Annotated in this window: 22 protein-coding genes; 4 read left to right on the forward strand and 18 right to left on the reverse strand. The window is 72.2% G+C overall.

Translation table 11 applies throughout. The features are described 5' to 3' along the window. Positions 1 to 35 precede the first annotated feature (35 nt). The 9 genes from ACYVKX_RS13180 to ACYVKX_RS13220 all read right to left on the reverse strand — a co-directional run bounded on the left by ACYVKX_RS13180 (position 36) and on the right by ACYVKX_RS13220 (position 9,802). A complete protein-coding gene (locus ACYVKX_RS13180; RefSeq protein WP_460833006.1) occupies positions 36 to 812 on the reverse strand; it encodes an ABC transporter ATP-binding protein in 777 nt (258 codons plus the stop codon). After that, positions 812 to 1,696 carry an ABC transporter permease gene (locus tag ACYVKX_RS13185; RefSeq protein ID WP_460833009.1) on the reverse strand — a complete coding sequence of 295 codons (885 nt, stop codon included), beginning with the start codon at positions 1,694 to 1,696 and terminating at the stop codon, positions 812 to 814. Before ACYVKX_RS13185 ends, ACYVKX_RS13180 begins: the two co-directional genes overlap by 1 nt. Further along, the gene (locus ACYVKX_RS13190; RefSeq protein ID WP_460833011.1) at positions 1,689 to 3,683 is read right to left on the reverse strand and encodes a glycosyltransferase; all 1,995 of its coding nucleotides are present in this window, start codon (positions 3,681 to 3,683) and stop codon (positions 1,689 to 1,691) included. Before ACYVKX_RS13190 ends, ACYVKX_RS13185 begins: the two co-directional genes overlap by 8 nt. A gap of 8 nt (positions 3,684 to 3,691) precedes the next feature. Next, complete coding sequence (gene glf / locus ACYVKX_RS13195; protein WP_460833013.1) at positions 3,692 to 4,888, reverse strand: UDP-galactopyranose mutase; 1,197 nt, start codon at positions 4,886 to 4,888, stop codon at positions 3,692 to 3,694. 6 nt (positions 4,889 to 4,894) lie between these two features. Beyond that, on the reverse strand, positions 4,895 to 5,836 hold the full coding sequence (locus ACYVKX_RS13200) for a glycosyltransferase family 2 protein (protein WP_460833015.1): 942 nt from the start codon (positions 5,834 to 5,836) through the stop codon (positions 4,895 to 4,897). Further along, positions 5,829 to 6,728 (reverse strand): glycosyltransferase, encoded by a 900-nt coding sequence (locus ACYVKX_RS13205; protein WP_460833018.1) that lies wholly within the window; start codon positions 6,726 to 6,728, stop codon positions 5,829 to 5,831. Before ACYVKX_RS13205 ends, ACYVKX_RS13200 begins: the two co-directional genes overlap by 8 nt. A 22-nt stretch (positions 6,729 to 6,750) precedes the next feature. Further along, positions 6,751 to 7,734 (reverse strand): SEC-C domain-containing protein, encoded by a 984-nt coding sequence (locus ACYVKX_RS13210; protein ID WP_460833021.1) that lies wholly within the window; start codon positions 7,732 to 7,734, stop codon positions 6,751 to 6,753. A 4-nt stretch (positions 7,735 to 7,738) separates the two neighbouring features. Beyond that, entirely contained in the window at positions 7,739 to 8,287 is a 549-nt protein-coding gene (locus tag ACYVKX_RS13215; protein WP_460833024.1) for a Uma2 family endonuclease, read from the reverse strand. A 72-nt stretch (positions 8,288 to 8,359) separates the two neighbouring features. Further along, the gene (locus tag ACYVKX_RS13220) at positions 8,360 to 9,802 is read right to left on the reverse strand and encodes an LCP family protein (RefSeq protein WP_460833027.1); all 1,443 of its coding nucleotides are present in this window, start codon (positions 9,800 to 9,802) and stop codon (positions 8,360 to 8,362) included. 143 nt (positions 9,803 to 9,945) lie between these two features. Here ACYVKX_RS13220 and ACYVKX_RS13225 point away from each other — a divergent pair, with 143 nt between their 5' ends. Further along, positions 9,946 to 11,142, forward strand: coding sequence for an LCP family protein (locus ACYVKX_RS13225; protein ID WP_460833029.1), 1,197 nt, complete (start codon positions 9,946 to 9,948; stop codon positions 11,140 to 11,142). 45 nt (positions 11,143 to 11,187) lie between these two features. On the opposite strand, the gene ACYVKX_RS13230 is transcribed toward ACYVKX_RS13225, so the two are convergent. From ACYVKX_RS13230 to ACYVKX_RS13270, 9 genes are all read right to left on the reverse strand, one after another. Further along, complete coding sequence (locus tag ACYVKX_RS13230; RefSeq protein WP_460833031.1) at positions 11,188 to 11,514, reverse strand: plasmid stabilization protein; 327 nt, start codon at positions 11,512 to 11,514, stop codon at positions 11,188 to 11,190. A gap of 82 nt (positions 11,515 to 11,596) precedes the next feature. Beyond that, positions 11,597 to 12,331: a dienelactone hydrolase family protein gene (locus ACYVKX_RS13235; protein ID WP_460833033.1), complete on the reverse strand. Its 735-nt coding sequence runs from the start codon at positions 12,329 to 12,331 to the stop codon at positions 11,597 to 11,599. A gap of 47 nt (positions 12,332 to 12,378) precedes the next feature. Continuing rightward, complete coding sequence (pcp, locus tag ACYVKX_RS13240) at positions 12,379 to 12,984, reverse strand: pyroglutamyl-peptidase I (RefSeq protein WP_460833035.1); 606 nt, start codon at positions 12,982 to 12,984, stop codon at positions 12,379 to 12,381. After that, on the reverse strand, positions 12,981 to 13,364 hold the full coding sequence (locus ACYVKX_RS13245; RefSeq protein WP_460833037.1) for a hypothetical protein: 384 nt from the start codon (positions 13,362 to 13,364) through the stop codon (positions 12,981 to 12,983). The genes pcp and ACYVKX_RS13245 overlap by 4 nt, the downstream gene beginning before the upstream one ends. Further along, positions 13,361 to 14,722, reverse strand: a complete 1,362-nt coding sequence (locus tag ACYVKX_RS13250; RefSeq protein WP_460833039.1) for a M16 family metallopeptidase — start codon at positions 14,720 to 14,722, stop codon at positions 13,361 to 13,363. Before ACYVKX_RS13250 ends, ACYVKX_RS13245 begins: the two co-directional genes overlap by 4 nt. Positions 14,723 to 14,742: 20 nt before the next feature. Continuing rightward, positions 14,743 to 16,026, reverse strand: a complete 1,284-nt coding sequence (locus ACYVKX_RS13255; RefSeq protein WP_460833042.1) for a M16 family metallopeptidase — start codon at positions 16,024 to 16,026, stop codon at positions 14,743 to 14,745. A gap of 63 nt (positions 16,027 to 16,089) precedes the next feature. Next, the gene (locus ACYVKX_RS13260; protein ID WP_460833045.1) at positions 16,090 to 19,146 is read right to left on the reverse strand and encodes an ABC transporter permease subunit; all 3,057 of its coding nucleotides are present in this window, start codon (positions 19,144 to 19,146) and stop codon (positions 16,090 to 16,092) included. Continuing rightward, entirely contained in the window at positions 19,143 to 21,356 is a 2,214-nt protein-coding gene (locus tag ACYVKX_RS13265) for an MFS transporter (RefSeq protein ID WP_460833048.1), read from the reverse strand. The genes ACYVKX_RS13260 and ACYVKX_RS13265 overlap by 4 nt, the downstream gene beginning before the upstream one ends. Further along, positions 21,353 to 21,925, reverse strand: a complete 573-nt coding sequence (locus ACYVKX_RS13270) for a hypothetical protein (protein WP_460833051.1) — start codon at positions 21,923 to 21,925, stop codon at positions 21,353 to 21,355. Before ACYVKX_RS13270 ends, ACYVKX_RS13265 begins: the two co-directional genes overlap by 4 nt. Positions 21,926 to 22,077: 152 nt before the next feature. On the opposite strand from ACYVKX_RS13270, the gene ACYVKX_RS13275 reads away from it, so the two are divergent. From ACYVKX_RS13275 to ACYVKX_RS13285, 3 genes are read left to right on the forward strand one after another with little or no spacing between them, the layout of a single operon-like run. Then, positions 22,078 to 23,418 carry a hypothetical protein gene (locus tag ACYVKX_RS13275; protein ID WP_460833054.1) on the forward strand — a complete coding sequence of 447 codons (1,341 nt, stop codon included), beginning with the start codon at positions 22,078 to 22,080 and terminating at the stop codon, positions 23,416 to 23,418. Beyond that, positions 23,415 to 25,178: a thioredoxin domain-containing protein gene (locus tag ACYVKX_RS13280; RefSeq protein WP_460833058.1), complete on the forward strand. Its 1,764-nt coding sequence runs from the start codon at positions 23,415 to 23,417 to the stop codon at positions 25,176 to 25,178. The genes ACYVKX_RS13275 and ACYVKX_RS13280 overlap by 4 nt, the downstream gene beginning before the upstream one ends. 20 nt (positions 25,179 to 25,198) lie before the next feature. After that, on the forward strand, positions 25,199 to 25,936 hold the full coding sequence (locus ACYVKX_RS13285) for a GntR family transcriptional regulator (protein WP_460833060.1): 738 nt from the start codon (positions 25,199 to 25,201) through the stop codon (positions 25,934 to 25,936). Positions 25,937 to 26,238 lie beyond the last annotated feature (302 nt).

The following is a 26,238-nucleotide window of genomic DNA, read 5'->3' on the forward strand; positions in this document are numbered from 1 at the left end:
CGCCGACTCGGCTCCTATCTAGCTCGCTTCGCTCGCTAGATGTCTCCCCCGGCCTCGTCCTCGGCGGTGTCCTCGCCCTGGTCGTACTTGACGAACTTGATGCCCTCGTCGACCGAGCCGTCGAAGGCGAGCCGGCCCTGCTCGAGGACGAGGACCCGGTCGCACATCCGGCGGACCGATCCCGGGGCGTGGCTGACGTAGAAGAGCGTCCGGCCGCCGTCGCGGATCTCCTGCATCTTCTGCAGGCACTTCTGCTTGAAGGGCTTGTCCCCCACGGCGAGCACCTCGTCGGCGAGGAAGATGTCGGAGTCGACGTGGATCGCGACCGAGAAGCCGAGCCGGGCGAACATGCCCGAGGAGTAGTGGCCGACCTGGGTGTCGAGGAAGCGGCCGATGTCGGCGAACTCGACGATGTCGTCGAACTTCCGCTTGGTCTCGGCCTCGGACATGCCGAGTACGGCGGCGTTCAGATAGACGTTCTCCCGGCCGGTGAGCTGCGGGTGGAAGCCGGCGCCGGTGGCGATCAGCCCGGCGATCCGGCCGCGGGTCAGCACCTCGCCGCGGTCCGGACGCATCACGCCGTTGATCAGCTTGAGCAGGGTGCTCTTGCCGGAGCCGTTGAGCCCCATCAGGCCGATCGACTCACCCTGCTCGACGGTGAACGACACCCCGTCGAGCGCGTCGAAGGTGTTGCGGAGCTGCTGGCCGCGCAGGCGCGCGACCGCCATCTGCTTGAGCGTGCGGTGGAACTGGAGCGTGAACGACTTGGTGACGTCCTCGACGACGATCGAGGTGCTCTGGGAGTGGGCCATCAGAGGCGCTCCGGGATGCGGTTCTCGTACCGCCGGAAGATCCACTGAGCGACGACCAGCATCGCCGCGGAGACCGCGAGGGCCAGGAGGCTGAACGCGTAGAGGCTGTCGGGGATGTTCTCGGCCTGGACGAGCTCGGGGTCGGGAGTGGTGCCGACCCAGAACGCCTGCTGCACGAGGAGCACCGCGTCGGCGATCGGGTTCAGCAGGTAGAACTGCGCGAACCACCCGAACCGCTGGTCCACGAGGAAGTAGGGGTAGACCATCGGGACGCCGAAGCGCACGAAGTTGGTCAGGATCGAGACGAAGCTGCTCACGTCGCGCAGGAACACGTTCGCGACGCTGAACGTCAGCGCAAGCGACGTGCCGAGCAGCGCGATGATGAGGATCGCCAGCACGAAGCCCAGCATGCTGACCGGATCCGGCGTCCATCCCGCGATCGAGCACACGACGACGAGGATCACCAGCTGGGGGCCCATGTGGTAGAGCGACACCAGCATCGACGCCACCGGGAACATCTCCCGCGGCACCGCCATCTTCTGCACCAGCGCCTTGTTGCGCACGATCGAGCGGGTGCCGGCGTTGAACGTCTCGATGAAGAACTGGACGACGATCAGCCCGCTGAACACGTGGATCGGGAAGCTGTCCACCCGGCCCCGGCCGAGGATCTCGCCGAAGACGAACCAGTAGATGAACAGCTGCGAGAGCGGGTTGATGTAGGACCAGAGCAGGCCGAGGAACGAGCCCTGGTAGCGCGCGCTGATCTCGCGGCGCACCAGCATGCGGAGCAGGTACCGGTGCCGGAACACCTCGAGCAGACCCGCCCGCGGTGCCGGGGGGGACAGCGGCGCGTCGACGACGTGCGTGCGTCCCGCGTCAGTCATCCGGGCGCTGCTCGGTCCAGGGCCGGAACGTCTCGTCCCACGCCTCCGGGGAGGTCACCTCGCCGAGCTTCGCGCGGTACTCCGCGGCGAGCCGCGGCCACTCCCTGCGCAGCCGGCGGTGGATCGCGATGGTCTTGCCCAGGAGCTCGCGGAACCTCTCCGGGTCGCGCTGGTAGAGCGCGGCCGAGGTGCCGTCGTTCATCGAGACGATCGCGGAGTCGTACTTGGTGATCCGGTACCACTGCGTGTCCATGGCCGGCAGCTCCGCCTCGGGGTACTGCCTGCTGAGCGGACGCACCGGCAGCAGCTGCCGGATCGGCGCCTTGAGCGCGGCCAGCTTCACCTCACGCGGCATCGGGACCGCCGTGTCGTCACGGCCCTTGCGCGGCGGCTTCGTGCGCCGCACCGCCGGGAACGCGTCGCGGTCGGCCTCGAGCCGGGCGTCGGTGAACGCCTTGACGAGCTCGCGGATCTCCGTGAGCCGGGTCGGCAGCATCTCGTGCAGGTGCTCCGGCCCGGCCAGCACGTCCTCGAGCGCCCGATGCCGGATCTCGACGGTGGAATACTGCATCGACACCAAGTGCTTGATCTGGTGGTTGAGGCTCTCCTGCACCATCCTGCCGCCGTTCTTGTACGGCGAGTGCAGCAGCGCCGCCACGAACCGGTTCCGGTGGTGGAAGTAGGACTGCCAGTCCAGCGCGTCGTTCTTGTCGGTCCACGGAACGTGCCACACCGCCGCGCCCGGGAAGGTCACCGTCGGATAGCCGGCCTCCTTGGCGCGCAGGCCGTACTCCGAGTCGTCCCACTTGAGGAACAGCGGCAGCGACAGGCCGATCTCGGCGATGACCTCACGCGGGATCAGGCACATGAACCAGCCGTTGAAGTCGACGTCGACGCGCTTGTGCAGCCACCGGCTCGAGCGCAGGTTGCGCGCCGAGAAGTCCCAGTCGCCGAAGACGCCGGGCGCCGACTGCCACCAGAACTTCCACGGCTGCACGATCTCGCCGAAGCTGTGCAGGCGCGACTTGGCGTAGAGGCTGAACATGTGGCCGCCGACGATCGTGGGGCGGCGGGCGAGGTCGCCGAAGGTGACCGCGCGGATGATGCCCTCGGGCTCGCAGACGACGTCGTCGTCCATCATCATCGCGTACGTCGCCGTACCCTTGCGCAGCGACTCGAGCTGGCCACGGGCGTAGCCGCCGGACCCGCCGAGGTTGCCCTGCTCGATGATCCGCAGCCTGTCGCCGAGCGCGCCCTGGGCCTTGGCGAAGTCGGGGCTGTCGACGACCTTGTCGGTGCCCTGCTCCATCACGTAGACGGTGTCGAGGTACGGCGCGAGCGCGGTGTCGTCGCCCATCTGGCCGAGCAGCTTCGCGCAGAAGTCGGGCCGGTTCATCGTGGTGATCGCGATGTCGACCGTGCCGTGCTGGGCCCTGTCCTCCGGCACGTCGCCGGTCCACTCCGCCGACTCCACCACGACGTCCTCGTCGCCGGCGACGACGTTGTACCAGTACCAGCCGCCGTCGACGAACGGCTTGAGGGTGAGGTCGAAGGTGAACGTCTCGGCGCCGGCCGACCCCGCGGTGGCGGCGTCGACGCGCTGGGAGCGGCCGTTGGCCATCGACTTGTAGACGATCACGGTCGCGTCGTGGCCGCGCAGGGTGATGGTGAGCCGGACGTCCTTCACGACGCTGTAGCGGCGCCAGTAGCTCGCCGGGAACGCGTTGAAGTAGGTGCCGAAGGACAGTCGCTCGCCGGACTTCACCGTGATGGCGGTGCGCGACTGGATCTGGTCGGGGTGGATCGACGAGCCGTCGCCGATCGCCTGGCGCATCGTGGCGGCGTTGAGCTCGCGGGCCTGGCGGTTGTGGCCGACCTCGTACTTGTCGGCGTCGAGGACGGCCGGGCCGGGGTCGACGTACAGGGCGAGGACGTCGAGGTCGTGGTCCAGCGGCAGGATCTGGCGCTGGAGCAGGCGGGTGGTCATGCGGGTGGTCACTCGTCGACACCGCCGCTGGTCAGCGGCGCACCCTCGGCGAAGTGCGGCCGGAGCCTGTTCTCGTACATGGAGAGCGCCGACCCGATCGCCATGTGCATGTCGAGGTACTGGTAGGTGCCGAGGCGGCCGCCGAAGAGCACCATCGGCTCCTTCCCGGCGAGCTCGCGGTACCGGAGCAGCTTCTCGCGGTCCTCGGCGGTGTTGACCGGGTAGTACGGCTCGTCGCCCTCCTCGGCGAACCGGCTGTACTCGTGCACGATCACGGTCTTGCCGGGCAGGTGCGTCTTCGCGCGCTCGGGGTGGAAGTGCTGGAACTCGATGATCCGGGTGAACGGCACCTCCTGGTCGTTGTAGTTCACCACGCCGGTGCCCTGGAAGTCGTCGACGTCCTCGACGGACTCCTCGAGGTCGACGGTCCGCCACGACAGGCGGCCCTCGGAGTGCCCGAAGTACTCGTCGAGCGGCCCGGTGTAGACGATCGGCACCGTGCCGACGTACTCGTCGCGTACGTCGAGGAAGTCGGTCTCGAGCCGCACCTCGATGTTGGGGTGGTCGGCCATCCGGCTCAGCCAGGCGGTGTAGCCGTCGGTGGGCAGGCCCTCGTGGGTGTCGCTGAACCAGCGGTTCTCGAAGGTGTAGCGCACCGGCAGCCGGGTGATGATGTCCGCGCTCAGCCGGGTGGGGTCGGTCTGCCACTGCTTGGCGGTGTAGCCCTTGATGAACGCCTCGTAGAGCGGGCGCCCGATCAGGCTGATCGCCTTCTCCTCCAGATTGGTGGCGTCCTCGGTGGCGATCTCGCTGGCCTGCTCGGCGATCAGCGCGCGCGCCTCGTCGGGGGTGTGGCTCTTGCCGAAGAACTGGTTGATCAGCGCCAGGTTCATCGGCAGCGAGTAGATCTGCCCCTGGTACTTGCCGAACACGCGGTGCTGGTAGCTCGTGAAGGCGGTGAACCGGTTGACGTACTCCCAGACCTTCTCGTTGGAGGTGTGGAAGAGATGCGCGCCGTACTTGTGCACCTCGATGCCGGTCTCGGGCTCGCGCTCGCTGTAGGCGTTGCCGCCGAGGTGGTGGCGGCGCTCGAGCACGAGGACCTTGAGGCCCAGCTCGGTCGCGCACCGCTCGGCGACGGTGAGGCCGAAGAAGCCGGAGCCGACGACGACGAGCTGGGGCGAACCGGTGGGAAGGGCTGACACGATGGGTCAGTCTACGGACCGGGGCGGCACGGCCCGCATTCCCCGCGCGTCGCGCATGGCGCGGGTCACGTTGCGCGCCTCGGCCCGGCCGCCGCGGACCGGGCTGAGCAGGACGACGGCGGCGGCGATCAGCCACGGCTTGAGCCGGACCAGTCGGTTCTCGCCGTACCGGAGGTGGACGGCGAACAGGTTCCGGTACATGTAGTAGCCCTTCCAGCCGCCCAGATCGTGCTGCTGGTCGAAGTCGAGCTGGCGGACCAGGACGGCGTCGCGGACCGCCCAGATCCGGTAGCCGGCCCGCCGGGCGCGCACGGCGTAGTCGGCGTCGTCGTAGAAGATGAAGAACGACGGGTCGGGCAGCCCGATCGCCTCGACCACGCCGCGGCGGACCAGGAACCCCTCGAAGGCGACGTTCTGCACCTCGACCCGCTCGGGCATCCGGTCGCGGGCGCCGTACGCCGTCTCCACCATCGCGGTCTTGGGCTTGATCGCCAGCGGGTTGCGCAGGTCGAAGCGGACCGCGGCCTTCTCGACCAGGTCGCCGGCGAGGTCCTCGCGGACCGCGATCAGGCAGTCGGAGACGTCGGGGTCCTGGGCCATCAGCACGGTCAGGCAGTCCGGGGCGGGTACGACGTCGTCGTCCATCAGCCAGATCCGGTCGTGGCCTGCGTCGTACGCCGTCCGGAGTCCGAGGTGGAAGCCGCCCGCGCCGCCGAGGTTGTCGTCCGGCCGGATGACCCGCAGGCCGGGGTTGGTCGCGGCGGCGAGCACGTCGGAGGTGTCGTCGGTGCTCGCGTTGTCGACGACGAACACCGCGTCCGGCTGCCGCTCCAACGCGGCCAGCCCGGCCAGCATGGGCGCGAGCAGCTCCGCGCGGTTGTAGGTCACGACGACGACGGCGACCGACTCCGCGCCGGTGGTCGAGCCCGTCGAGACCCCGTCAGCCATGCACGTACCTCAGGTGGCCGCCGAAATCGCCGCGCACGGCGGCGTACCAGGCCCGCGCGCTGAGCCCGAGGCGGCCGGCGGACGGCCGGGTGAAGGTGTAGAACCACAGCGTCTTCGCGACGAAGGCCAGCGCGTGCGGCCAGCCCCGGTACTCGCGCAGGTTGAGCAGGTTGTTGCGCGCCATGCAGTAGTGCTTGAGGTCGCTGGGGCTGTGGTTGTACGTCGTGCGGCCGAACGCCATCGGGGTCCCGAGCGCGCCGACGGCGGGGTGCCGGACCTGCGCACCGACGACGGTGGCGACCCGGGCGCCGGCGGCCTCTGCGCGGAGGCGGTACTCGTGGTCGTCGCCCCAGATGAAGTACTCCGCGCGCGGCAGCCCGATCCGCTCGACCAGCCCGCGGGTGACCAGGACGCCGTTGAACGGGATCACGATGCCGTCGATCCGCCCGTCGGTGGCGGCGGCCTCGACGTCGGCCAGCCGGTGCACCACCCGGGTGCCGCCGGGCAGCCGGATCGGGAACACCAGCCGGCCCGGCTCCGCCTCGTCGACGACCAGCGGCCCCCAGAAGTCGAGGTCGCCCTGCTCCAGCAGGGTGGCCAGGCAGCCGGGCTCGGGCAGCCCGTCGTCGTCCATCAGCCAGGCCAGGTCCGCGCCGCGCTCCATCGCCCAGGCGAGCCCCTCGTGGAAGCCGCCCGCGCCGCCGCGGTTCTCGGCGAGCGTGCGCGCCCGCACCTTGCCGTCCCGCGATGCCAGCCACTCCCCCGTGCCGTCCGTCGACGCGTTGTCGACCACGAGGACCTCGGCGACCTCGGGTACGCCGTCCAGCCGGTCCAGCAGCCGCCGCAGCAGCTCCCGCCGGTTGTAGGTGACCACCACCGCCACGACGCGCACGGCGACCACCCTAGGCCGCGCCTCAGCCGGCCGCTCCGCAGCACCTCTTGTACTTCTGTCCCGATCCGCACCAGCACCGGTCGTTGCGGCCGGGCGGCCATCGGGTCGCGCGTCCGGTGCGCGCCACCTCCGCGGCGTACCGGGCCCTGGACGCGCTGGCGGCGGGGTCCAGCTCCTGGTCCACCGCGAACTCGGCGTACTCGTCGACCGCACCCAGCGCGACCGAGACCGAGACGCCGTTGCCGGCCAGCTCGCGCAGGCGCTGCTCGGTCGCCCGGCGGTGGCCGGGCAGGTCGGAGCCGTAGCCCTCGGCCAGGTCCGGCCAGAGGTCGACGAACCGCTCCCACTCGCCCGCCGGCCAGTGGATGAGCGCGGTGGTGCCGGCGGGGCCGGCGGTCCGCGCACCGCCCCGGCCACCGATCCCGAGATGCGCGAGGGTGCGCTGGCGCGCCCGCTCGCCGGCCTGGTCGAGCCGGTCCGGGGGCAGGCCGAGCCGCTCGCGCACCCGGCGCCGTCCGATCAGCGTCGTGAGTACGCCGCCCAGCCTGGCCTCGACCTCCCCGGGGTCGACGTGGGCGACCGCGAGGCTGAACCAGCGGTGCGCCTCCTTCAGGAGGCCGGCCTCCTCGAACGCCTCGGCGACGTAGTCCGGCTCCGTGTCCGACGCCTGCCCGGCCGCCAGCAGCGCGCGCAGCTCCTTGGCACGAGCCAGGGCCAGGTCGTGCTCCTCCCGGGCGAGTAGGACCTCGATCACCGCAGCGTGGCTCCCGAGCGACGTGGGCCCGCCGTCGGAGACGGCGTCCTCGGCACACCGGAGCGCCGCGTCCAGCTCCGCGATCGCGGTCCACGACTCGGCCGCGGCCACGAGGAAGGCGGCCCTGCCGAGCTCGCCCGGCCCCATCGACCGGGCCGCCTCCTCGAGCTGGCGCGCGGCCACCCCGGGCTCCGCGGCGTACTGGATGTCCTCGATCTCGTCGAGCAGGTCCTCGAGCAGGTGCCGGGTCATGGCGTCAGTCGACCAGATCGGCGGGCACGAGCTCGACGGGGTACGGCTCGTGGAGGACCAGCCGCTGGCCACCCTCCGCCTGGCCGGCGAGGACGTAGACGCCGTCGCGCAGCTCCCAGGCGCTGATGGCGGGGACCGCCGGGTCGACCACCCAGTACGACGGACAGCCGGCCGCCTCGTAGCGCGAGCGCTTGAGCCCGAGGTCGATGTGGCGGGTGCTCGGCGAGAGCACCTCGACCGCGAGCAGCGGGGTGCGGGGAAGGTTCTTCTCGCCGAACGACTCCCTGGCCGCGACCAGCAGGTCGGGCTGCAGGACGGTCGTCTCGGAGAGCTTGACGTCGAGCGGCGCGTAGAGGATGCGCAGCGCCGGCGGGCAGGCGGCTCGCAGCACCGCATAGAGGTTGCCCGACACGATCTGGTGCCGCGGGACCGGCGCCGGCGTCACGATGAGCGCGCCGTCGACGAGCTCGTAGCGGTTGCCGTCATCGGGCATCGCCTCGAGGTCGGCTGCGGTGAACTCCCGCCCGCGCGGCAGCGTCGTCATGGATGCCATGGTGCCTCCTGTGGGTCATGGACACCAAGGGTGCGACAGATCCCGGGCACCCCGCCCGCGTCATCCACAGGCTCAGCAGGCGGCGCCGAGGTCGTCGGCCTGGTTGGCGGCGTACCCCTTGCTCAGCGAGCCGATCGAGCCGCCGGTGACCGTGACGTTCTTCCGCTTCCTCTTCGCGGGCGCGTCGCCACCACCCTCGGAGCGATCGATCGCCTCGGCGACCTTGGCCTTGATCAGCTTGATGTCGGGGTCGGCGGTGTCGATCATCGGCGGCACCAGCGAGAGCGTCGAGACCTGCTGCCCGCGGGCCTTGAGCGCGAGCGAGATGAACGTGTCGACCTCGCTGGCCGGGATGTTGGTCGAGATCATCGCCGAGCTGGCCTCGGCGATCTTCTGGAAGTTGCGTACGGCGGTCTGCGGGCTGACCTGCTGGAGCATCGCGTTCATCACGCACTTCTGCCGCGCCATCCGCGAGTAGTCGTCGGAGTCGTAGCGGGCCCGGGCGAACCACAGCGTCTCGAAGCCGTTCAGCTTCTGCACACCGGGCTCGATGGAGGTGTAGAACGAGTCGGTGGGCAGCCCGACCGGGATCGGCTGGCGCACGTTGAGGGTGACGCCGCCGACCGCGTCGACGAGCTCCTTGAAGCCCTCGAGGTTCACCATCGCCCAGTAGTTGATCTTCAGCCCGGTGATGCCCTCGATCGCCTCGATCGTGGCGTCGACGCCGGGGTTGTCGGACTTCGGGAACAGCTCGGTGTTGTCCTGCGCCCAGGTGCTGACGCCGTTGAGGTAGTCGGCGTCGAAGCCGTCGGGGAACTGCTCGCGCATGACCGAGCCGCGGGCGAACGGGAAGTTCTGCATGTTGCGCGGCAGCGAGATCAGCACCGTGCGGCCGGTGTCCTCGTCGATGCTGGCGACCGTCATCGAGTCCGGGCGCAGGCCCCAGCGGCCGGCGCCGGAGTCGCCGCCGAGCAGCAGCACGTTGTAGCGGCCGTCCTGGGCGGCGCTCGCCCGGCCGTCGCCGAACATCGTGAGGATGAGGTCGCGCTGTACGCCGACCAGGTGGGCGCCGAAGAGCAGCGAGCCGGCCACGGCCAGGGAGAGCAGGCCGTTGACGCCGACCACGGCGCGGCGGTGCCCCATCGAGAGCGTGAGCGGCTGGCCGATCCGCCACGCGTCGAAGAACAGCAGCGCCCAGCCGACCGCGAGGACCATGAGAGCGGCGCGCAGCCAGAACAGCGCCATGGTGTCGGTGCCGAGCCAGAGGAGCAGGTTGCGGTCGAGCATGCCGGCGACCGTCGTCGTGACCAGGGCGACCGCGACCACGAACCAGGTGCGCAGCGCGATCCAGCCGACCCGGCGGTTGCCGGCGACGATCTGCGCGGAGCCCGGCAGGAGGAGCGTCATCAGCATCAGGGCCATGGCCCGGCGGAAGCGCACCCGAGCGGCGCGGTCGCCGGCGGTGAAGCGCGGGACCTGACTGTCGAGCGACCCGGGGGAAGAGACGGGTGGCATCGAGTGCCTCTCTGCGAAGGGTGGAACTGGGGAAGAGGTGACGCTGGAGTGACGCTGATGGCCAGTATCACCAGTCACACCCGTCACAACGTGCCGCGACGCGCCGACAGATCCCGACCGGCCCGCCGGTACCGTCTTGCCCTATGAGCGACCGTCCTCGAGAAGATGGCGCGCCCGGGGACGGCGCACCGGACTACCGCTGGCTGTACGGACAGCAGGGACAGCAGCGCGAGCCGCGCCCCGACGAGACCCGGGTGATGCCGACCGTGCCGCGGCCCGACCCGGGCGGCCGCAGCTCCACGCCGCCGACCCCGCCCCCCGGGGCGCCGCCGCCCGGACCGTGGACCCCAGGACCGTCGGCCCCCAGACCGCAGCGCCCGCGCCGCCGGCGCGGCCCGAGGTTCTACGTCGGGCTCGTCGGGCTGCTGCTGCTCGCGTGGGTGGTCTACCTGGTCGTCGTGCCCCTCTACGCGTGGACCAAGGTCGAGAAGGTCGCGTTCGAGCCGAGCGGCAGCCGTCCCGGCGACCAGCCCGGCACGACGTACCTCCTGGTCGGCAGCGACTCGCGCGCCGGTCTCTCAGCCGAGGAGCGCAAGCGCCTCGGCACCGGCAACGCGGCCGGCCAGCGCACCGACACGATCATGCTGCTGCACACCGGCGACGGCCCGAACCTGCTGATGTCGATCCCGCGCGACTCCCTGGTCGACGTCCCGGGCTACGGCACCACCAAGATCAACGCCGCCTACGCGTTCGGCGGCGCGAAGCTGCTCACCCGGACCATCGAGCAGAGCACCGGCATCCGGGTCGACGAGTACGTCGAGATCGGGCTCGGCGGCCTGGCCGGCGTCGTCGACGCGGTCGGCGGCATCCAGATCTGCCCCAAGCAGGACATGAAGGACAAGCTGGCCAACCTCGACGTCAAGAAGGGCTGCCAGGAGGCCGACGGCGCCACCGCGCTCGGCTATGCGCGCTCGCGGCACACCTCGGGGATCGGCGACATCGACCGGGTCCGGCGCCAGCGCGAGGTCGTCGCGGCCGTCGGCGACAAGGTGATCTCGCCGTGGACCTTCGTCAACCCGGTGCGCTACTGGCGACTCACCAACGCCGTGCCCGACTTCTTCGCCTTCGGCGAGGGGATGGGGCCATTGGGCGCCGCGCGGTGGGCCTCGGCGATGACCAACGTCGACCTCAGCTGCGTCGTCCCCATCGCGGACCTCTCCGTGCGCTGGGACGCCGAGCGGTCGCAGCGACTGTTCGACTACATCAAGAAGGACCAGACCGCGGACATCCCGAAGGCGCTCTGCACGCCGACCGGCCTGCCGAAGAGCGTGACCGGCTGAGCGGCCGAGCCGGCCACGGGGCTCGGCCCGTCGCGTCCGGTGGTGTCAGCGGCCGACCGCGCGCTCCAGCTCCGCCTTGCTCATCTTCGAGCGGCCCTTGATGTTCTTCCGCTTCGCCTCCGCGTACAGCTGGTCGCGGGTGCGGCCGCCGGGTCCGGAGCGCGACCGGAGTCCGCCGCGCCGGGAGGAGGAGATGTCCTGGGTCGAGGTGCGGCTGGCCTGCTCGGCCTCGCCGCTGCGGGCCCGCTCCTTGTTCACGGTGCGGGCCGCGATCTCCTCGGCCTCGTCCGCGCTGCGACCGCGGTCCTCGAGGCCGTCCTTGATGTGCTCGTACTGCCGTTCGCGCTTCTTGCTCCACTGTTGTTGAGGCATGCCCGGCCGGTACCCGAGTCGGCTCCGCAGCATGCCAGGCGGCAGGTCCCGCGGCAGGTCCCGCGGCAGGTCCCGCGGCAGGTCACAGTGTGCGCGCCAGCAGCCCGCGGAGCACGTCGAAGTGGCGCTCGGCGGCCGCCTCGTCGTACGCCGACGTGTCGGCCATCGAGTAGCCGTGCGCGGCCCCCTCGTAGACCTCGTTCAGGTGCGGCCGGCCGGCCGCCCGGAGCGCCTCCTCGAGCACCGCCACCTGCTCGAGCGGCATCGAGGCGTCCCGGTCGGCGTGGCCGAAGGCGTACTCCGCGGTCGACGCCGCGATCGCGAGGTGCGGGCTGTCCGGCGCGTCGGTGGCGAGCCCGCCGCCGTGGAAGCCGCCGACGGCCGCGACCGTGCCGGGGAGCCGACCACCGGTGCGTACGGCGAGACGGGCGCCCATGCAGTAGCCGGTGACCCCGATCGGGCCCTCCCCCGCGCGCTCGGCCAGGGCCGCGACCCACGCCTCGGCGTCCGGACCCGACAGGTCGGGCGTCAGTCCTCCGACCCGGTCCATCACGCCGGACGCGAAGAACCTCTCGCGCTCACCCGGGTCGCGCAGGTCGCCCTGGGGGGCCAGGTCGGCGGCCCTGCCGTCGCGGTAGAAGACGTTCGGGGCGAGCACGACGTGGCCCCACGACGCGATCCGGTCGGCCATCTCCTCGATCCGCGGCCGCAGCCCGATCGCGTCGATGTAGAGCAGCACGCCCGGCCTGCCCGGGTCACCGGTCAGGTACGCCTCGGCCGCACCGTCGGGTGCCGCGATCTCGATCGTCTCGCCCATGGGCGTGACGTTACTCAGCCTGGCCGGCCGGAGCCGGGGCCGGCACGTCAGGCGGCCACGATCGCCTCCAACGCCACGGTCAGCGCCGCGACGATGTCGTCGAGTGCCATCGACGGCGTCCCGGGCTTGTCCACGACCTGCTCGGACAGGAAGGGCACGTGGACGAAGCCGACGCGCACGCCGGGCAGCTCGCGCTCGGCGAGGTGGGCGACGTCGTAGAAGACGTGGTTGCACACGAACGTCCCGGCCGAGTGCGAGAGCGCCACCGCGACCCCGGCGTCCCGCAGCGCGTCGTGCATGGCGCCGGCCGGGAGCGAGCTCAGGTAGGCGACCGGACCGTCGTCGTGGATCGTCCGGTCCACGGGAAGGTCGCCGTCGTTGTCCGGCATCGAGGAGTGGTCGACGTTCACCGCGATCCGCTCCAGCCGGACCTCCGGCGCGCCGCCGTCCTGGCCGACGCCGACGATCACGTCCGGCCGGGCGGCCGCGATCGCCGCGCGGACGGCGTCGGCGGACCGGGCGAACGACGTGGGCAGCCGGACCGCCACGACCTCTGCTCCGGCGAGCTCGGCGGGCAGCCGGCGTACCGCCTCCCAGGACGAGTTGACCGACTCCCCGCCGAACGGGTCGAAGCCGGTGACGAGGATCCTCACGCCGGAGGCTCGGCCGCGTCCGCGAGGGTCAGCCGGGCGACGACGGGGGCCTCGCAGCGCGCCCCGTCGCAGGCCTGCGTGCGGAGCCGGAAGACGGTGCCGGGCCGCGCGTCGGCGACGACGCCGGTGATGACGGCGCGCCGCAGGGTCTCCGACGCGCCGTTGACCTGGTAGTCGATCCCGGTGATCCGGGCGGGCTCCTCGACCGACAGCTCGACCGGCAGTCCCGAGCTCGCGCCCGGCGCGTAGACGTACCACGGCGGCGAGACCTCGAGGCTGACGGTGAAGCTGCGCTCGGCGGCTCCGGGCTCCACGACGACCGACGCGGACGACCGGCCGGCCTGGGCCGCGGCGTGCATGCTCGCCGTCGGTCCGCTCACGAGACGACCTCGACCGTCCAGCCCTCGGCGGTGAGCGCCGGCTCGACGACCTCCGCGTCGCCGACCAGGACCAGGGAGAGGTTCGCCGGGACGTGAGCGTTGAAGGCCTCGTTGCACCCGTCGTACGTCGACTCGGCGATCTGCCGGCGGTGCTCGGTGAGCCAGCCGGCCGGGAGCCGGTAGGCCTCCTGCTCCGCGAGCTGGCTGACCAGCCGGTCGGGGGTCTGGAAGGCGATCGGGTCCTTGCCGAGCAGCCCCTCGACCGCGGTGCCGTGCTCCTCCGCGCTCATCCCGCTGCCGCGGAACGTCTCGAGGATCTCGACGAGGTCCGTGAGAGCCGGGGCCGTGACGTCGCGCTCGACCTGCGTCGCGACGGTGAAGAGCCCGCCGCGGAGCTCCGGCCTGAGCGCGGCGCGTACGCCGTAGGTGTAGCCCTTCTCCTCGCGCAGCCGCAGGCTCAGCCGCGAGTTGATCGGGACCCCGAGCACGTAGGCGGCCACGGCGACTGCGGCGTGGTCGGGATGCTGCCGGCTCACGGTCGGCCCCCCGACCGCGACGGCCGTCTGCACCGCGCCCGGACGGTGCACGAGCCGGACCCGGGGCGGTGCCCCGATCGGCTCCGGGACCGTCTCCGGATCGGTCGCGACCGAGGACCCCGCGTCGAACCCCACCGCCACCTGCTCCCGGATCGCCTCGGCCGGCAGGTCGCCCGCGCTGACGATGCGGATCCGCCGCGGACCGGCGACGGCGCCCCAGTACCCCGCGACGTCTCGGTGGCCGATCTCCGACACGCTGGCCGGCGTACCCGCTCGCGGCAGCGACAGCCGCGACCCGGGGGCGAAGGCCGTGGCGTAGAGCTCGGCGCGGGCGCAGGCGGCGGAGTTCGCGGTCATCTCGGCGTGGGCGTCGAGGTTGTTGGCGACCATCCGCTCGACGTCGGCGGCCTCGAACCGCGGCGCGCGCAGGAGCTCGGCGACCAGGGCCAGCGCGGCCGGCGCACCCGTGGCGGGCACGCCGACCTTCAACTGCGGTCCGCCCGCGGTGACCTCCGCGTCGAACGTCGCGCCGACCTCGTCCATCGCCGCGGCGAACTCGGCGGCGTCGCGCTCGGCGCTGACGCCCTCGCCCAGGCACCTGGCCAGGACGTCGGTGAGGCCCTCGCGGCCGCCGGGCTCGCCCGACAACGGGGCGTCGACGTGGACGGCGACGTCGATGAGCCCGCAGCCGGGCATCTCGACATGGTGCCCCGAGATCCCGTTGCCCACCTGCCAGGCCTCGGCCGACGGGAAGGCCCATTCGCCGGCGGCGGCGACCTCGGGACGCTCCCGCAGCCGGGACCCGCTCACTGACTCACTCACGTGTCCGCTCACTGGCCCACTCACTGGGACTCCTCCTTCGGCTGGTAGGCGATGGTCGCCGACGAGGCGGGGTCCAGCCACCGCCCGGCCTGGCGCACGATCTCGTCGGTCTCGACCGCCCGGATGCCGTCGACGACCCCGTCGGCGAGCGTGGCGTCGCCGTACAGGCAGGCGAACCGGGACAGCTCGTCGGCGCGGCCGCCCAGGTCGCTGGAGTGGCGCAGGTAGCGGTGCACCAGGCGCTCCTTGGCACCGCGCACCTCCCGCTCCGTGGGGCCGTCGGCGAGGAACCGGGCGACCTCCTCGTCGAGCGCGGCCTCGGCGCGCCCCAGGTCGCCGCCGGTGGGCAGCGGGATCGACATCAGGGCGACCGAGTTGCCCGTGTACAGCCGGCTCAGCTCGCTCCACCCGCCGGGGCGCGCGAGCTCCTCGCGCCGCACGAGACGGTCGTGGACGCGGGCCCCGGGGCCGTCGGCGAGGATCATCAGCGCGAGCTCCACCGCGTCCGCCTCCGGCGTCCGGTCGGCCGGCGCCCGCCAGGCGCGGTAGACGTGCTCGGTCGGCACCGGCTCGTCGTCGACCAGCGTCCGCACCGGCGCCGCCAGCGGCGGCAGCTGGTCGGCCTCGGATGCGCGGCCGGAGCCGTCGCCGCCGGCACCGTCGACGAGGCCGCCGAAGTAGTGCTGGACGCGCTGGACGGCCTCGTCGGGGTCGACATCGCCGACGATGCTCAAGAACCCGTTCGCGGGCCGGTAGTAGGCGTGGAAGAACGCCGCGCAGTCCTCGACCGTGGCGGCGTCGAGGTCGGCCATCGAGCCGATCGGCAGGTGGTCGTAGGGGTGGCCCTGCGGGAACATGGCGCCGTAGAGGAGCTTCCACACGCTGCCGTAGGGCACGTCGTCGTAGCTCTGGCGCTTCTCGTTCTTGACCACGTCGCGCTGGTTGTCCAGGTTCTCCTGGTTCAGCGCCTCCGGCAGGGTCGCGAGCCGGTCCGCCTCGAGCCACAGGGCGAGGTCGAGCGCCCCGGTGGGCACGACCTCGAAGTAGTTCGTCCGGTCGAAGTCGGTGGTGGCGTTGAGGTCGGCGCCGACGTCTTGGAGGAGGCCGAAGTGCTCGCCGCTCCTCACGTTCGCGGACCCCTGGAACATCAGGTGCTCGAAGAGGTGCGCGAGGCCGGTCTGGCCGGTGCGCTCGTGGCGCGACCCCACGTCGTACCAGATGTTGAGGGCGGCCGCCGGGGCGGTCGCGCGCCGTTCGACGGTGACGGTCAGGCCGTTGTCCAGCCGGGTCAGCGTGGTGGTCATCGGTGGTGGACCCCTATCGGAGGAACGAGAACTTGATCAGGTTAGCAATTGAAATTGATATGATCAACCGCGAGCGGCGGTCACGTCGGACCGGTTGAGCGCCTCGCTGTCGATGCCGAGGTAGCAGTCGATGACGGCGTCGTTCGTGCAGACGTCCTCCGGTGTCCCCACGCAGATCACCTGGCCCTCGGCCATCGCGACCATCCGGTCCGACAGGCTCGTCACGAACGGGATGTCGTGCTCGATGAGGGCGATCGTCATCGAGAACTCCGATCGCATGTTCACCACCAGGGCAGCCAGCGCCTCGGTCTCGCGCTGCGCGATGCCCGCGGTCGGCTCGTCGAGCAGCAGCACGCGCGGCTGGAGCGAGGTGAGACAGGCGAGCTCGACGATGCGGCGCGTGCCGGTCGAGAGCTCGCCGACGGTACGGCCGGCGTACCGCCCGAGCCCGAAGTGGTCGACGAGGTCGTGCGCGACCGCCCGGCGCCGGCGGCCGGCGCGCTCCATGCCGACCAGGCCCCAGGCCAGGCCGCTACGGCGCTGCCGTTCGAGGGAGAGCGAGACGACGTCGAGCACCGACATCGTCGGGAACAGGGCGGCGTCCTGGAAGGAGCGCACCAGCCCGCCGGCCGCGCGGGCGTCGGGCGAGAGCGTCGTGACGTCCCTGCCGTAGTAGCGCACGCTTCCCGCGTCGGGTCGCACGAAGCCGGCGAGCATCTCGAACGTGGTGGTCTTGCCCGCGCCGTTGGGGCCGATGATCCCGAGGATCTCGCCCTCGCGGAGGTCGATGTCCACCGACCGCACGGCCCGGATCGGGCCGAAGGAGACGCTGAGGCCGGTCGCCTCGAGCGCCCTCCCCTCCGGCGCGTCCGGACGCTGCTCCGGCTCCTCGAGCAGGCGCAGCATCGGCAGTCCGGCCAGGCCCTCCGCACGGGCGGCCTCGGCCCGCCTCGGGGCCGGCGCGTCCTCCTCGCCGGCGGTCGGCACGACGTCCTCGTCCGGGCCGCTCTCGGGGGCGGCCTCGAAGCCCTCCGGGAGGCCCACGCCGCGGACGTCGGCGAGCCCGAGGCGTACGCCGTGCAGCCGCCCGAGCCCGAGCACCGCCAGGTCTCGCACCGTGAGGAAGACCTGCGCCATGCCGCGCGGGAACGCGAGCAGGAGCACCAGGGCGCCGGTGAAGATCCCCACGACCGAGGTCGTCCCGTTCGAGGCGACGGTGAGGAGCGGCAGGCCGAGGACCCACAGGGTCCCGGCCGCGCCGCCGTAGAACGCGCCCGCTCCTCCCAGGATCACGGCGAGGACGATGATCGCGCCGTAGTCGGGCGGGAAGGCGTTGCTCGCCGCGGTCGGGGAGGCCTGCACGATCAGCGCCCCGGCGATGCCGGCGGCGGCACCGGCGACGAAGAAGAGCTGCAGCTGGATCCGGGTGGCCGGGATGGAGAACGCGCGGGCCGCGGCCCGGTTGTCGCGCGCCGCCACCACGGTCCGCCCGAACCCGCTGTGCCACACGTTGCGGCACACGACCAGACACACGCCGGCGACGGCGAGCGTCCAGAGGAAGTAGGACCGCGCGGTGTCGAGCGCCAGCGTGCCGATCACCGGCTGCCCGATGGGCTGGCCGCCGATCCCGAAGAGCCGGTCCTCGGTCAGCAGGCTGGGCACCGTCACCGCGAAGCTGGCGGTCAGGATGGTCAGGGTCAGGCCGCCGATGCGCAGCCCGGGATAGGCGAGCGCCGCGCAGACCAGGCCGCCGGCCGCGGCCGCGGCGACGAGCGCGAGCGCCTGGTTGGCGGTGGCGTCGAGGACCAGGAACGTCGTGGCGGCTCCGACTCCGGCGACGGCGTACTGTCCCAGCGAGAGGTCTCCTCCCAGGCCGGTGATCATCCCGGCGGAGGTGGCGATCAGCGCGGCCGCCACGATCGGCGTCCAGGTGTACGCCGCCGCGTCCGAGCCGAGACCGCGCCACGCGATCAGCGCGACCGTGGTCAGGCCGACGACGGCGGGCAGCGCCCGCACGGTCCACAGCCGGCTCAGCTCCCGCGGCAGGGGGCGGTTGACCGAGACCGACGACCAGGCGCCGACCGGCTCGGCCCGGCCGCCGACACTGCGCAACGTCAGCAGCGCGACGAGGACGACCAGGAACAGCACGACCTGGGACCGGTCGGCATAGTCGTCGGACCACAGCAGCACCTGTTCGAGCATGCCCAGGCAGACGCCCGCGACGAGGGCGCGCGTGTAGCTGGTCATCCGCGCGATCGCCGCCGCGGCCAGCGCGGGGAGGATGCCGGACTGGGTGAACAGGGTGTTGGAGAACGTCGTGGTGAAGTTGTGCACGGAGCCCTGCGGCCCGCTCGCGCCGTTGTTGAAGAAGATCGCCAGCGTGGTCGCGCACGCACCGGCGATGCCCCACGCGATCGCGGTCATCGCCCGCGGGGAGATGCCGGCGAGGGAGGCGGCGTCGGGGTTGGCCGCGCTGGCCCGGATGGCCAGCCCGTAGCGGGTGCGGGTCATGAACAGGGTCAGCGCGACGACCAGCGCCGGCGCCGCGATGATCAGGCCCGTGTAGTCCTTGGTGATGAAGAGCAGGCCGACGGAGAACTCGAACAGGCCCGGCGGCGAGAGCGGCGGCTGGTCGCGCATGGTCTGCACCAGGCCCGCGGTCACCGAGGTCAGCGCCACCGCGGTGCCGATGGTCGCCGCCGCGACGACCACCCGGGGGGCGCTGGCGAAGCGGCGGACGACGGCGAAGTCGACGAGCGCGCCCACGCCGAAGCCCGTCACGACCGCGAGGACGAAGCCGATCCAGTAGGGCAGGCCCATCGCGGTGACCAGGAACGGCAGCAGCGCGGCGCACAGGGCGCCGATGGCCGGCTGGGCGAAGTTGACCACCCTGGTGATGCGGAAGACCAGCACCAGCGTGACGGCGAGCAGCCCGTAGCTGAGCCCGATCAGGGCCCCGAGGGTCAGCACGAAGTCGGGCGTCTCCATCCCCAGCGCCCGGGCGGCCAGGACACCGAGTACGACGGCCGCGAGACCGCCGAGCACCGACCGGACCGACTCCGGCAGCCGGCCGAGCCACCGCGCCACGCCGGAGGCCCGGAGCCGTTCGGCCGCGCTCACGAGCTCGCCGCCGTCGCGCTCGACAAGAAGACCGCCCGCAGCAGCTCGTCGTGCTCGAGGAGCTCGCCGCTGGGGCCGTCGAACCTGATCTGGCCGTGCTCCATGAAGCAGGCCCGGTCGCTGACGGACAGCGCCACGTTGACCGACTGCTCGACGAGCACGACGGCGACTCCCTGCTCGTTGATCCTGCGGACCATGGCGAGCAGCTGGTCCACGACGATGGGCGCCAGCCCCAGGCTGAGCTCGTCGATGACGAGGAGCCGGGGCCGCATGACGTAGGCCTTCGCCAGCGCGAGCATCTGCTGCTCGCCGCCGGAGAGCTGGGCGGCCAGGGAGTCGCTGCGCTCACGCAGGCGCGGGAACGCGTCGAGTGCCTCCTCGATGCGAGCCTGGAGCTCGCGACGCCCCGAGACCTGGAAGCCGTAGCAGCGGAGGTTCTCCACTACCGTCAGGTCGCCGAAGACGGCGCGTCCGCCGGGCACCTGGGTGATGCCGCGGACGGCACGGCGGTCGGCCTCGAGGAAGGTGATGTCCTCTCCGGCGAGCCGGACGGAGCCGCGGCTGGGGATGCCGAGCCCGGAGATGACCCGCAGCAGGGTGGACTTGCCCGCGCCGTTGACGCCCAGGAGCGCGACGATCTCGCCCTCGTCGACGTGGAAGTCCACGCCGAACAGCACCTGGGTCTGGCCGTAGGAGAACTCGACGCCGCGGACGGCCAGCAGCGGGATCGGGACGCCGCGGTGGCGCAGCTGGTCGACGGCCTCGTCCTCGATGACCTCCTCGAGCATCGCGTCGAGGTCGCCGCGCATGCTGCGTCCGGCGGTCATGCCGATGATCGAGCCGACCACCCCGACCACGGAGGAGACCACGACGGCGCGGGTCAGGCCCATGGTGGTGGCGACCCCGGCGAGCAGCACCGTGGCCGCCGCGGTCCCGACGACCGCGAACAGTCCGGTCGCGGCTCCGACGTGCGGTCGCAGCGCGGCGGGGACCAGGGACATGGAGCCGACGGTCAGGGCGGGGCCGAGCATCCCGGTGGTCGCGGCGGCAGCCATCGTGATCACGAAGAGGACCGTGACGTTGGGCGAGTAGACCTGGAGCCCGTACAGCGCGGTGCCGACGATGCCGAGCGCGCCGGAGATGACGAACAGCCGCGCGGGGTCGCGCTGGTAGATCCGGTCGCCCCACGGGGCGAGCAGCAGGTAGGCGACGATGGCCGCCAGCGCCGAGGCCCCCGACAGCAGGCTGCGCTGGGAGGCGTCGAGGCCGAAGCGCTCGGTGTAGAAGAACCCCAGATAGGTGTCGACCGGCCCGGACAGGGTCGCGACCATCGTCGCGATCAGGGTGATCCGCATGGTGCGGATCGACCAGATCCGGCGGATGGCCTCGAACAGGGTGAGCCTGGTGCCGGTGACCTCCCGCACCGCGGCCACGGCCCCGTCGTCGTCGACCTGGTCGCCACGGGTCGCGGCCCGCAGGCGCTCGGTGTCGTACTGGCCGTAGCCGGGGTCCCGGAGCCGGGAGGCGATCAGGAGGCCGGCCAGGCCGAGGAGGCCGAGGGCGACGAAGACGCCGCGCCAGTTGAGATTGAGTGGACCGGTGAGCAGCAGTACGACGCCGTTCGCCGTGACGCCGGCGAGCATCAGGCTGACCGTCATCGCCGAGATGGCGCGGACGCGCGCCTGCGGCGGGTAGAGGTCCATCACCAGCGGTGCGCTCACCGTGTTGCTCGCAAAGGTGGTGACCTGGTCGGCGACGGCGGCCGCGACCAGCGCGGCCGGGGCGAGCGCCAGGCCGGTCAGGGGCGTGATCACGCAGAACAGCGCGGCGGAGGCGAGCATCACCTGGCCCCGGCGGGCGCGGTTCTGGACGTAGCGGGCGACGGCGAGCGGGACCACGAAGGCCGCCACGCTGCTGAACAGGTTGACGACGTTGAAGAAGAGCGGGCTCAGCCCGAAGCTCGCGGCGATGTCCGGCTGCAGGATGACCCATGCGACGCCGTAGACGAGCTGCGTGGTCGTCAGCGCGACGATCGCGACGATCGGATAGATGCTGGCGTCGTTGCGGCGGAGCACCGTGCGCAGCGACGACCGGTCGGCGACGCCGCCGGTGCCGGTCAGCTCACGTCCGACCTGCAGCATCGCGTCGGCGCGCCGCCGTACCTCGTCGACGTACTGGACCTTCGCCTGGTCGGCGTGCTGACCGGTCATGACGAGCCCCCCGGGTCCTCGACGGTGAAGTTGACCGTCCACGACGAGTCGCCGATGCGCCTGCCGGAGCCGTCGACGAGCACCACCACGGCGAAGTGGGTGCTGGTCCCGTACCGGCTCGCCGGCACCGACGGGAGCGTGACCGACGTGGTGCTGGTGACGTAGGTGTTCGCCAGGGTCTCCAGCACGTCCGGGGTCGGGCACGTCGGGTCGCCGGTGCAGGTCCCGTCGGGCAGCAGGTCGGTGAGCGGCTTGCCCGGCCCCATCGGGAACTGGTCGACGACGACCGCGAAGTACCCGGAGTCGGGCCGCACCGCACTGCCGCGCTTCTGGATGGCGAAGTCCGTCATCGTCCAGCTGATCGTCAGGGGCAGCTCCACGGTCGCTCCGTCCTGCGGCGCGCTGAACGTCAGCCGGTCGTCCTGCCGGAAGCGGAGCTCGCCGATCCGGGCGCAGCCGCTCGCCAGCGCGACGACGACCAGGACGACCAGGACGGGGACCGACGCCAGGACGGCGCCGCCTCGTGCGGTCCGGTGGCGCCTCGGCGCGCGTCGCCACCAAGACTGCATGGCGGGATCGTGCGCTACCTGGGTCGACCAGTCAAGAGAACTCGTCACTTCAACTTGTCCATCTGACCTTGACAACGTCGGTCACCGCCGTACTCTCGTGCCATTCGCCTGCTCCGCGCACGGCGGCCCGCAGTTCGACTCCGGAGGTGGTCATGATCAAGAGCCCGCACCAGCACTCGCCGGGCCGCTCCCCCGGCGAGCGTGCGCCCCGTACCGGTCGCCGAGCGGCCAGGACGGCGGCGGCGATCGCGGTCCTCGCCGTCGCGGTGACCGGCTGCTCGACCACGAGCACCACGAGCGACGAGCCGAGCACGCCGGCCTCGAAGATCGCGATCCCGTCGGAGAACGGGCCCGGCGTCACCGACTCCCAGATCGTCGTGATGGACATGACCCGCGGCCAGGATCCCGCGCTCGACAAGTACGCCGACGCGCTCGTCGCCACGATGAACGGCGAGGGCGGCATCGCCGGCCGCCAGGTCAAGCTCATCGCCACGCCGAAGCTGCCGCAGCCGGCGAACGCCACCGCGGAGCAGGTCGTGCAGGCCCAGTGTGCCGCCTTCGCGTCCGGGCCGGAGTTCTTCGTGCTCCTCGGCTCGGGCTACCGGTGCCTGACCACGGAGGGCATGGTGGGCATCAACGACATCACCCTCACCAGGCTCGACGCCGAGGCCGCCCCCTACATGCTCGCGCCCGCGAACATGACCGACGTCCGCGCGGCGGCGACGCTCGCCATGCGGCTGCGCGAGGACGGTCAGCTCGACGGTGTCGAGAAGGTCGGCGTCGTCACCCTGGCCGGCGACACCTACGCGAACCCGGAGGCCGCGCAGACGCTGGTCGACGACCTGGAGGCGGACAGCCCCGACTACGCCGTCGAGACCTTCGAGGCGTCGGGCACCACTCAGGCCGACGTACTGAGCCTCGTGGTCAAGCTCAAGCAGGCGGGTGTCGACTTCGTGGTCCCGGGCACCTTCTTCGGCTCCGGCGCGATCGACGTGGCGACGTTCGCGGCGCAGAAGTACTACCCGGGGATCTCCGGCTACGGCATCTACATCCCTCCCGGCGTCGTGGGCACGCTGCCGGAGAGCTTCCTCGGGGGGATCAGCCAGTACGGCTGGCGGCTCAACGACTACACCGTCCCGGCCGGTCAGGGCCAGCAGCTCTCGACCCAGCAGCCCGCCGCGGCCGAGTGCCTCGACGTCGCCAAGCAGGCCCGGGTGTCGACCGCCGGCGGCTTGCTGGGCGCCATGCTGGCATTCTGCGACGACCTGCGCTTCCTCAAGGCCTCGCTGGAGGGCAGCGGCAGCGACTACGTCAACGCCGAGGCGTTCCTGGTCGGCGCCCGGAAGGTCGGCCCGTTCGACTGCGTCCAGGCGTTCGCCTGCGAGATCACCGCGGACCGCTTCGACGGCGCGACGGCGGTCCGCAGGATCGGCTACGACGCTGGCGAGAAGGCCTTCGTCTACCAGGGCGACAACCTGCCGACCGCACCATGAGCGCCCACACGACGCACGGCGCGCGGCACATCTCGGGAGTCGACTCGGTCGAGCTCGAGCAGCGCCTCGCCGCCGGTGGCGACCTGCTCGTGTGGGTCACCACCAGCTGGTGCGAGCCGTGCCGGGCCCTGGCACCGCACCTGGACGGCTTCGCCGCCGAGTACGGCGACCGGGTGCCGGTCGTCGCGCTCGACGGCGACGAGAGCGCCGAGCTGCGCCGGCGGTTCCAGGTCGCCGGCTTCCCGACGCTGATCCTGTTCCACGACGGCGTCCGGGTCTGGCAGCGGGCCGCGGCCTTCGAGCGCTCGGCGGACCAGGTGGCCGACCTGATCGTGCCGATGCTGGACGCCCTCGACAGCGTCGGCGGCGCCGTCCCCGACCTGTGCCCGGGGCCTCCCGCGGCCCGTGCCGCGCGGACGGTCGAGCTGCCGGCGGCCGGGCCCGGCGTGCAGTTCGAGCTGCGGACCGCCGAGGGACGCCAGGCCCTCGGGGCGGGCGCCCACCAGCTCCCCGACGGAGCCGAGCTGTTGGTGACGCTGCAGGCGGACCACCGGCTCAGCGAGCCCGTGGAGTGGTCGGCCCTGGAGCGTCTCGAGCCGGGCAGCGTCGACGGTCTCGACGTACTCGGCGCGGAGGTCGACCTGACGCAGCTGGCGGCGGTGCCCGCGCTCAGCCGGCTGCGGCAGCTCGGCGCGCCCACCGGCCAGGTGCGGCTGGACGCCGGGGCGCTGTCCGGGCTGCCGCGACTGCAGTCGCTCAACGCGAGCCTGTCACCGGACAGCGTCGACCCGACCGAGATCTTCCTCGACGACGAGTGGATCCACCTCCTGCTGCGCGACCGGCCCGGGGTGCGTTCGCCCGGCCCCCGACGGGCACCGCTGATCGACGCACCGGCACGCGAGGTCACCGACGACACCTTCGGCGAGGCGACGGCCCCCGGTCCCGCGCTCGTCGGGTTCGTCCTTCCCCGGATGGGAGACACCGCAGGCGTGACCGCCCTCCTGGACGCCGCGGCCGCCGCGCACTCGGATCTCCGGGTGTTCGCGGGGGACGCCGACCGGTGCCCGCGGGCAGCGGCCGAGCTGGGCGTGCAGGGCGTGCCGGCCGTCGTACTCCTGGCCGACGGCGCCCCGGTGTGGCGCACCGGCGCGCTGGAGGATCCCGCCGAGTTCGCGGCGACGCTCGCGGCGGCTCTGGACGCGTTGAGGTCAGGGCGCGGGCGACCCGGCCGGCGACGGCGGGCGCGCCCGGAGCGCACACTGCGACTCCCGGACGGGCCGCTGGACTTCCATCTGGCGCTGCATCCCGACGAGCTCGGGATGCCGGCCGCCGTCACGATCTCCGACGGCGGCGAGGTCACGGTCCCGGACGGTTGGACGGTGATGGCCGACATCGGCACGAGCGCGAACAGCGCGGCTCCGGGCGAGGAGCTCGCGCACTTCGGACCGGACGACGTGGACGTCCTCTACGCGGCCGTCACCGGCGACGCGCTGGCCGCCGGCTCGTCGTTCGCCGGCGTGCTCGCCCGGCTGCGCGGCCTGCGGGTGCTCGACCTGGAGGTCGTCGACGGTCTCGACGATGCCGGCGCCTTCGCGCCGGTCGTGCGAGGCTTCGACGACCTGGAGGTCCTGAGCATGTACGCCTACCCGCCCGACGGCGCCCCGTCGGCTCCGTCCAACCTGCTCGAGGCGCTGCGCCCGGCGCTGCCCGAGACCGTCATCAACGGCCGGTGGAACGCGCTGGGCCTGCCGGAGCACTGAGCCGCACACGAGGAGGACCGATGAGTACCCACATCGAGGAGCAGCCGGCGGGCTCGCTGCGCTCACGTGCGGTCAGCGAGATCCGATCCCGGATCCAGCGACGCGAGATCCCTCCGGAGTTCGTGCTGTCCGAGGCGGTCGTGTGCGCCGAGCTCGGGATGAGTCGCGCGCCGGTGCGCGAGGCCCTCATCGTCCTCGCCGGAGCCGGCTGGATCGACCCGCTTCCGCGGGCCGGCTGGCAGGTCCGCGCGATGACGTTGAACGAGGCGCGCGACCTGTTGGCCGTCCGCGCCGCCCTGCTGCCCCTGGCCGCGGCGGCCGCGGCCCGCCGCGCTCCCCACGACGACGAGGTGACGGCGGCGCTGCGGGAGCATCTCGAGGTCGAGCAGGACTCGCCCTCGGCGACCGACCGGGAGGTGGTGTCGACGTACCGGTGCCTGCGCCGCATCGCGCGCAGTTCCGCGAACCCCGAGTTCGACCGCTGCCTCGAAGACGTCCTCGCCCGGCTGGTGCGCTACCTCCTCCTCGACCCGGTCCGCGCGGCCGGCCGCACCGAGGCGCTGTCCCTGCGTGCGGTGGTGGAGGCCGTGCTCGAGGGTGCGGAGGATGTCGCTCGTGAGGAAGCACGGCAGTACGTCGCACTTGACGCCGCCCGCCTCACCGGAGCGATCATGGACAGTGAGCTGATCCGGTCGGTGAAGCTCGCGCCACCCACGCCCGCCAGCATCGACGGAGTCCCTGGTGTCCGAGAAGGATGAGCAGGACGGCGCGCGTGTCATCGCGTTCCCGCCACCGACCCGCAGTCCGGCGACGCCGCGCTACACCCGCCTCCCACGGCCGGGCGCCCGAGGTGCCGGCAACGGCTGTACCACCGACCACGACTGCCCGCCCGACAAGCTCTGCGAACGCGGCCACTGCGTGTAGGTAGCTGGGCATCCGGTCTGCCCGGGTCGCCGGTCAGGCGCGCCTCGGCCGGGTGGGCCGCAGGCCTTCTCATGAGACGGGGCTGCCCAACCCTGTCGCGCATTCAGTAAGGTGAGCCTTCCCTAAATCGAAAGGT

Source organism: Nocardioides hungaricus (assembly GCF_054782915.1).

What these genes read in the sequence shown, in the direction of transcription:
- ACYVKX_RS13180 (WP_460833006.1), bottom strand. Translation starts at nt 812, where the DNA reads ATGGCCCACTCCCAGAGCACCTCGATCGTCGTCGAGGACGTCACCAAG.
- ACYVKX_RS13185 (WP_460833009.1), bottom strand. Translation starts at nt 1,696, where the DNA reads ATGACTGACGCGGGACGCACGCACGTCGTCGACGCGCCGCTGTCCCCC.
- ACYVKX_RS13190 (WP_460833011.1), bottom strand. Translation starts at nt 3,683, where the DNA reads ATGACCACCCGCCTGCTCCAGCGCCAGATCCTGCCGCTGGACCACGAC.
- ACYVKX_RS13200 (WP_460833015.1), bottom strand. Translation starts at nt 5,836, where the DNA reads ATGGCTGACGGGGTCTCGACGGGCTCGACCACCGGCGCGGAGTCGGTC.
- ACYVKX_RS13210 (WP_460833021.1), bottom strand. Translation starts at nt 7,734, where the DNA reads ATGACCCGGCACCTGCTCGAGGACCTGCTCGACGAGATCGAGGACATC.
- ACYVKX_RS13215 (WP_460833024.1), bottom strand. Translation starts at nt 8,287, where the DNA reads ATGGCATCCATGACGACGCTGCCGCGCGGGCGGGAGTTCACCGCAGCC.
- ACYVKX_RS13220 (WP_460833027.1), bottom strand. Translation starts at nt 9,802, where the DNA reads ATGCCACCCGTCTCTTCCCCCGGGTCGCTCGACAGTCAGGTCCCGCGC.
- ACYVKX_RS13225 (WP_460833029.1), top strand. Translation starts at nt 9,946, where the DNA reads ATGAGCGACCGTCCTCGAGAAGATGGCGCGCCCGGGGACGGCGCACCG.
- ACYVKX_RS13230 (WP_460833031.1), bottom strand. Translation starts at nt 11,514, where the DNA reads ATGCCTCAACAACAGTGGAGCAAGAAGCGCGAACGGCAGTACGAGCAC.
- ACYVKX_RS13235 (WP_460833033.1), bottom strand. Translation starts at nt 12,331, where the DNA reads ATGGGCGAGACGATCGAGATCGCGGCACCCGACGGTGCGGCCGAGGCG.
- ACYVKX_RS13255 (WP_460833042.1), bottom strand. Translation starts at nt 16,026, where the DNA reads ATGACCACCACGCTGACCCGGCTGGACAACGGCCTGACCGTCACCGTC.
- ACYVKX_RS13265 (WP_460833048.1), bottom strand. Translation starts at nt 21,356, where the DNA reads ATGACCGGTCAGCACGCCGACCAGGCGAAGGTCCAGTACGTCGACGAG.
- ACYVKX_RS13270 (WP_460833051.1), bottom strand. Translation starts at nt 21,925, where the DNA reads ATGCAGTCTTGGTGGCGACGCGCGCCGAGGCGCCACCGGACCGCACGA.
- ACYVKX_RS13275 (WP_460833054.1), top strand. Translation starts at nt 22,078, where the DNA reads ATGATCAAGAGCCCGCACCAGCACTCGCCGGGCCGCTCCCCCGGCGAG.
- ACYVKX_RS13280 (WP_460833058.1), top strand. Translation starts at nt 23,415, where the DNA reads ATGAGCGCCCACACGACGCACGGCGCGCGGCACATCTCGGGAGTCGAC.
- ACYVKX_RS13285 (WP_460833060.1), top strand. Translation starts at nt 25,199, where the DNA reads ATGAGTACCCACATCGAGGAGCAGCCGGCGGGCTCGCTGCGCTCACGT.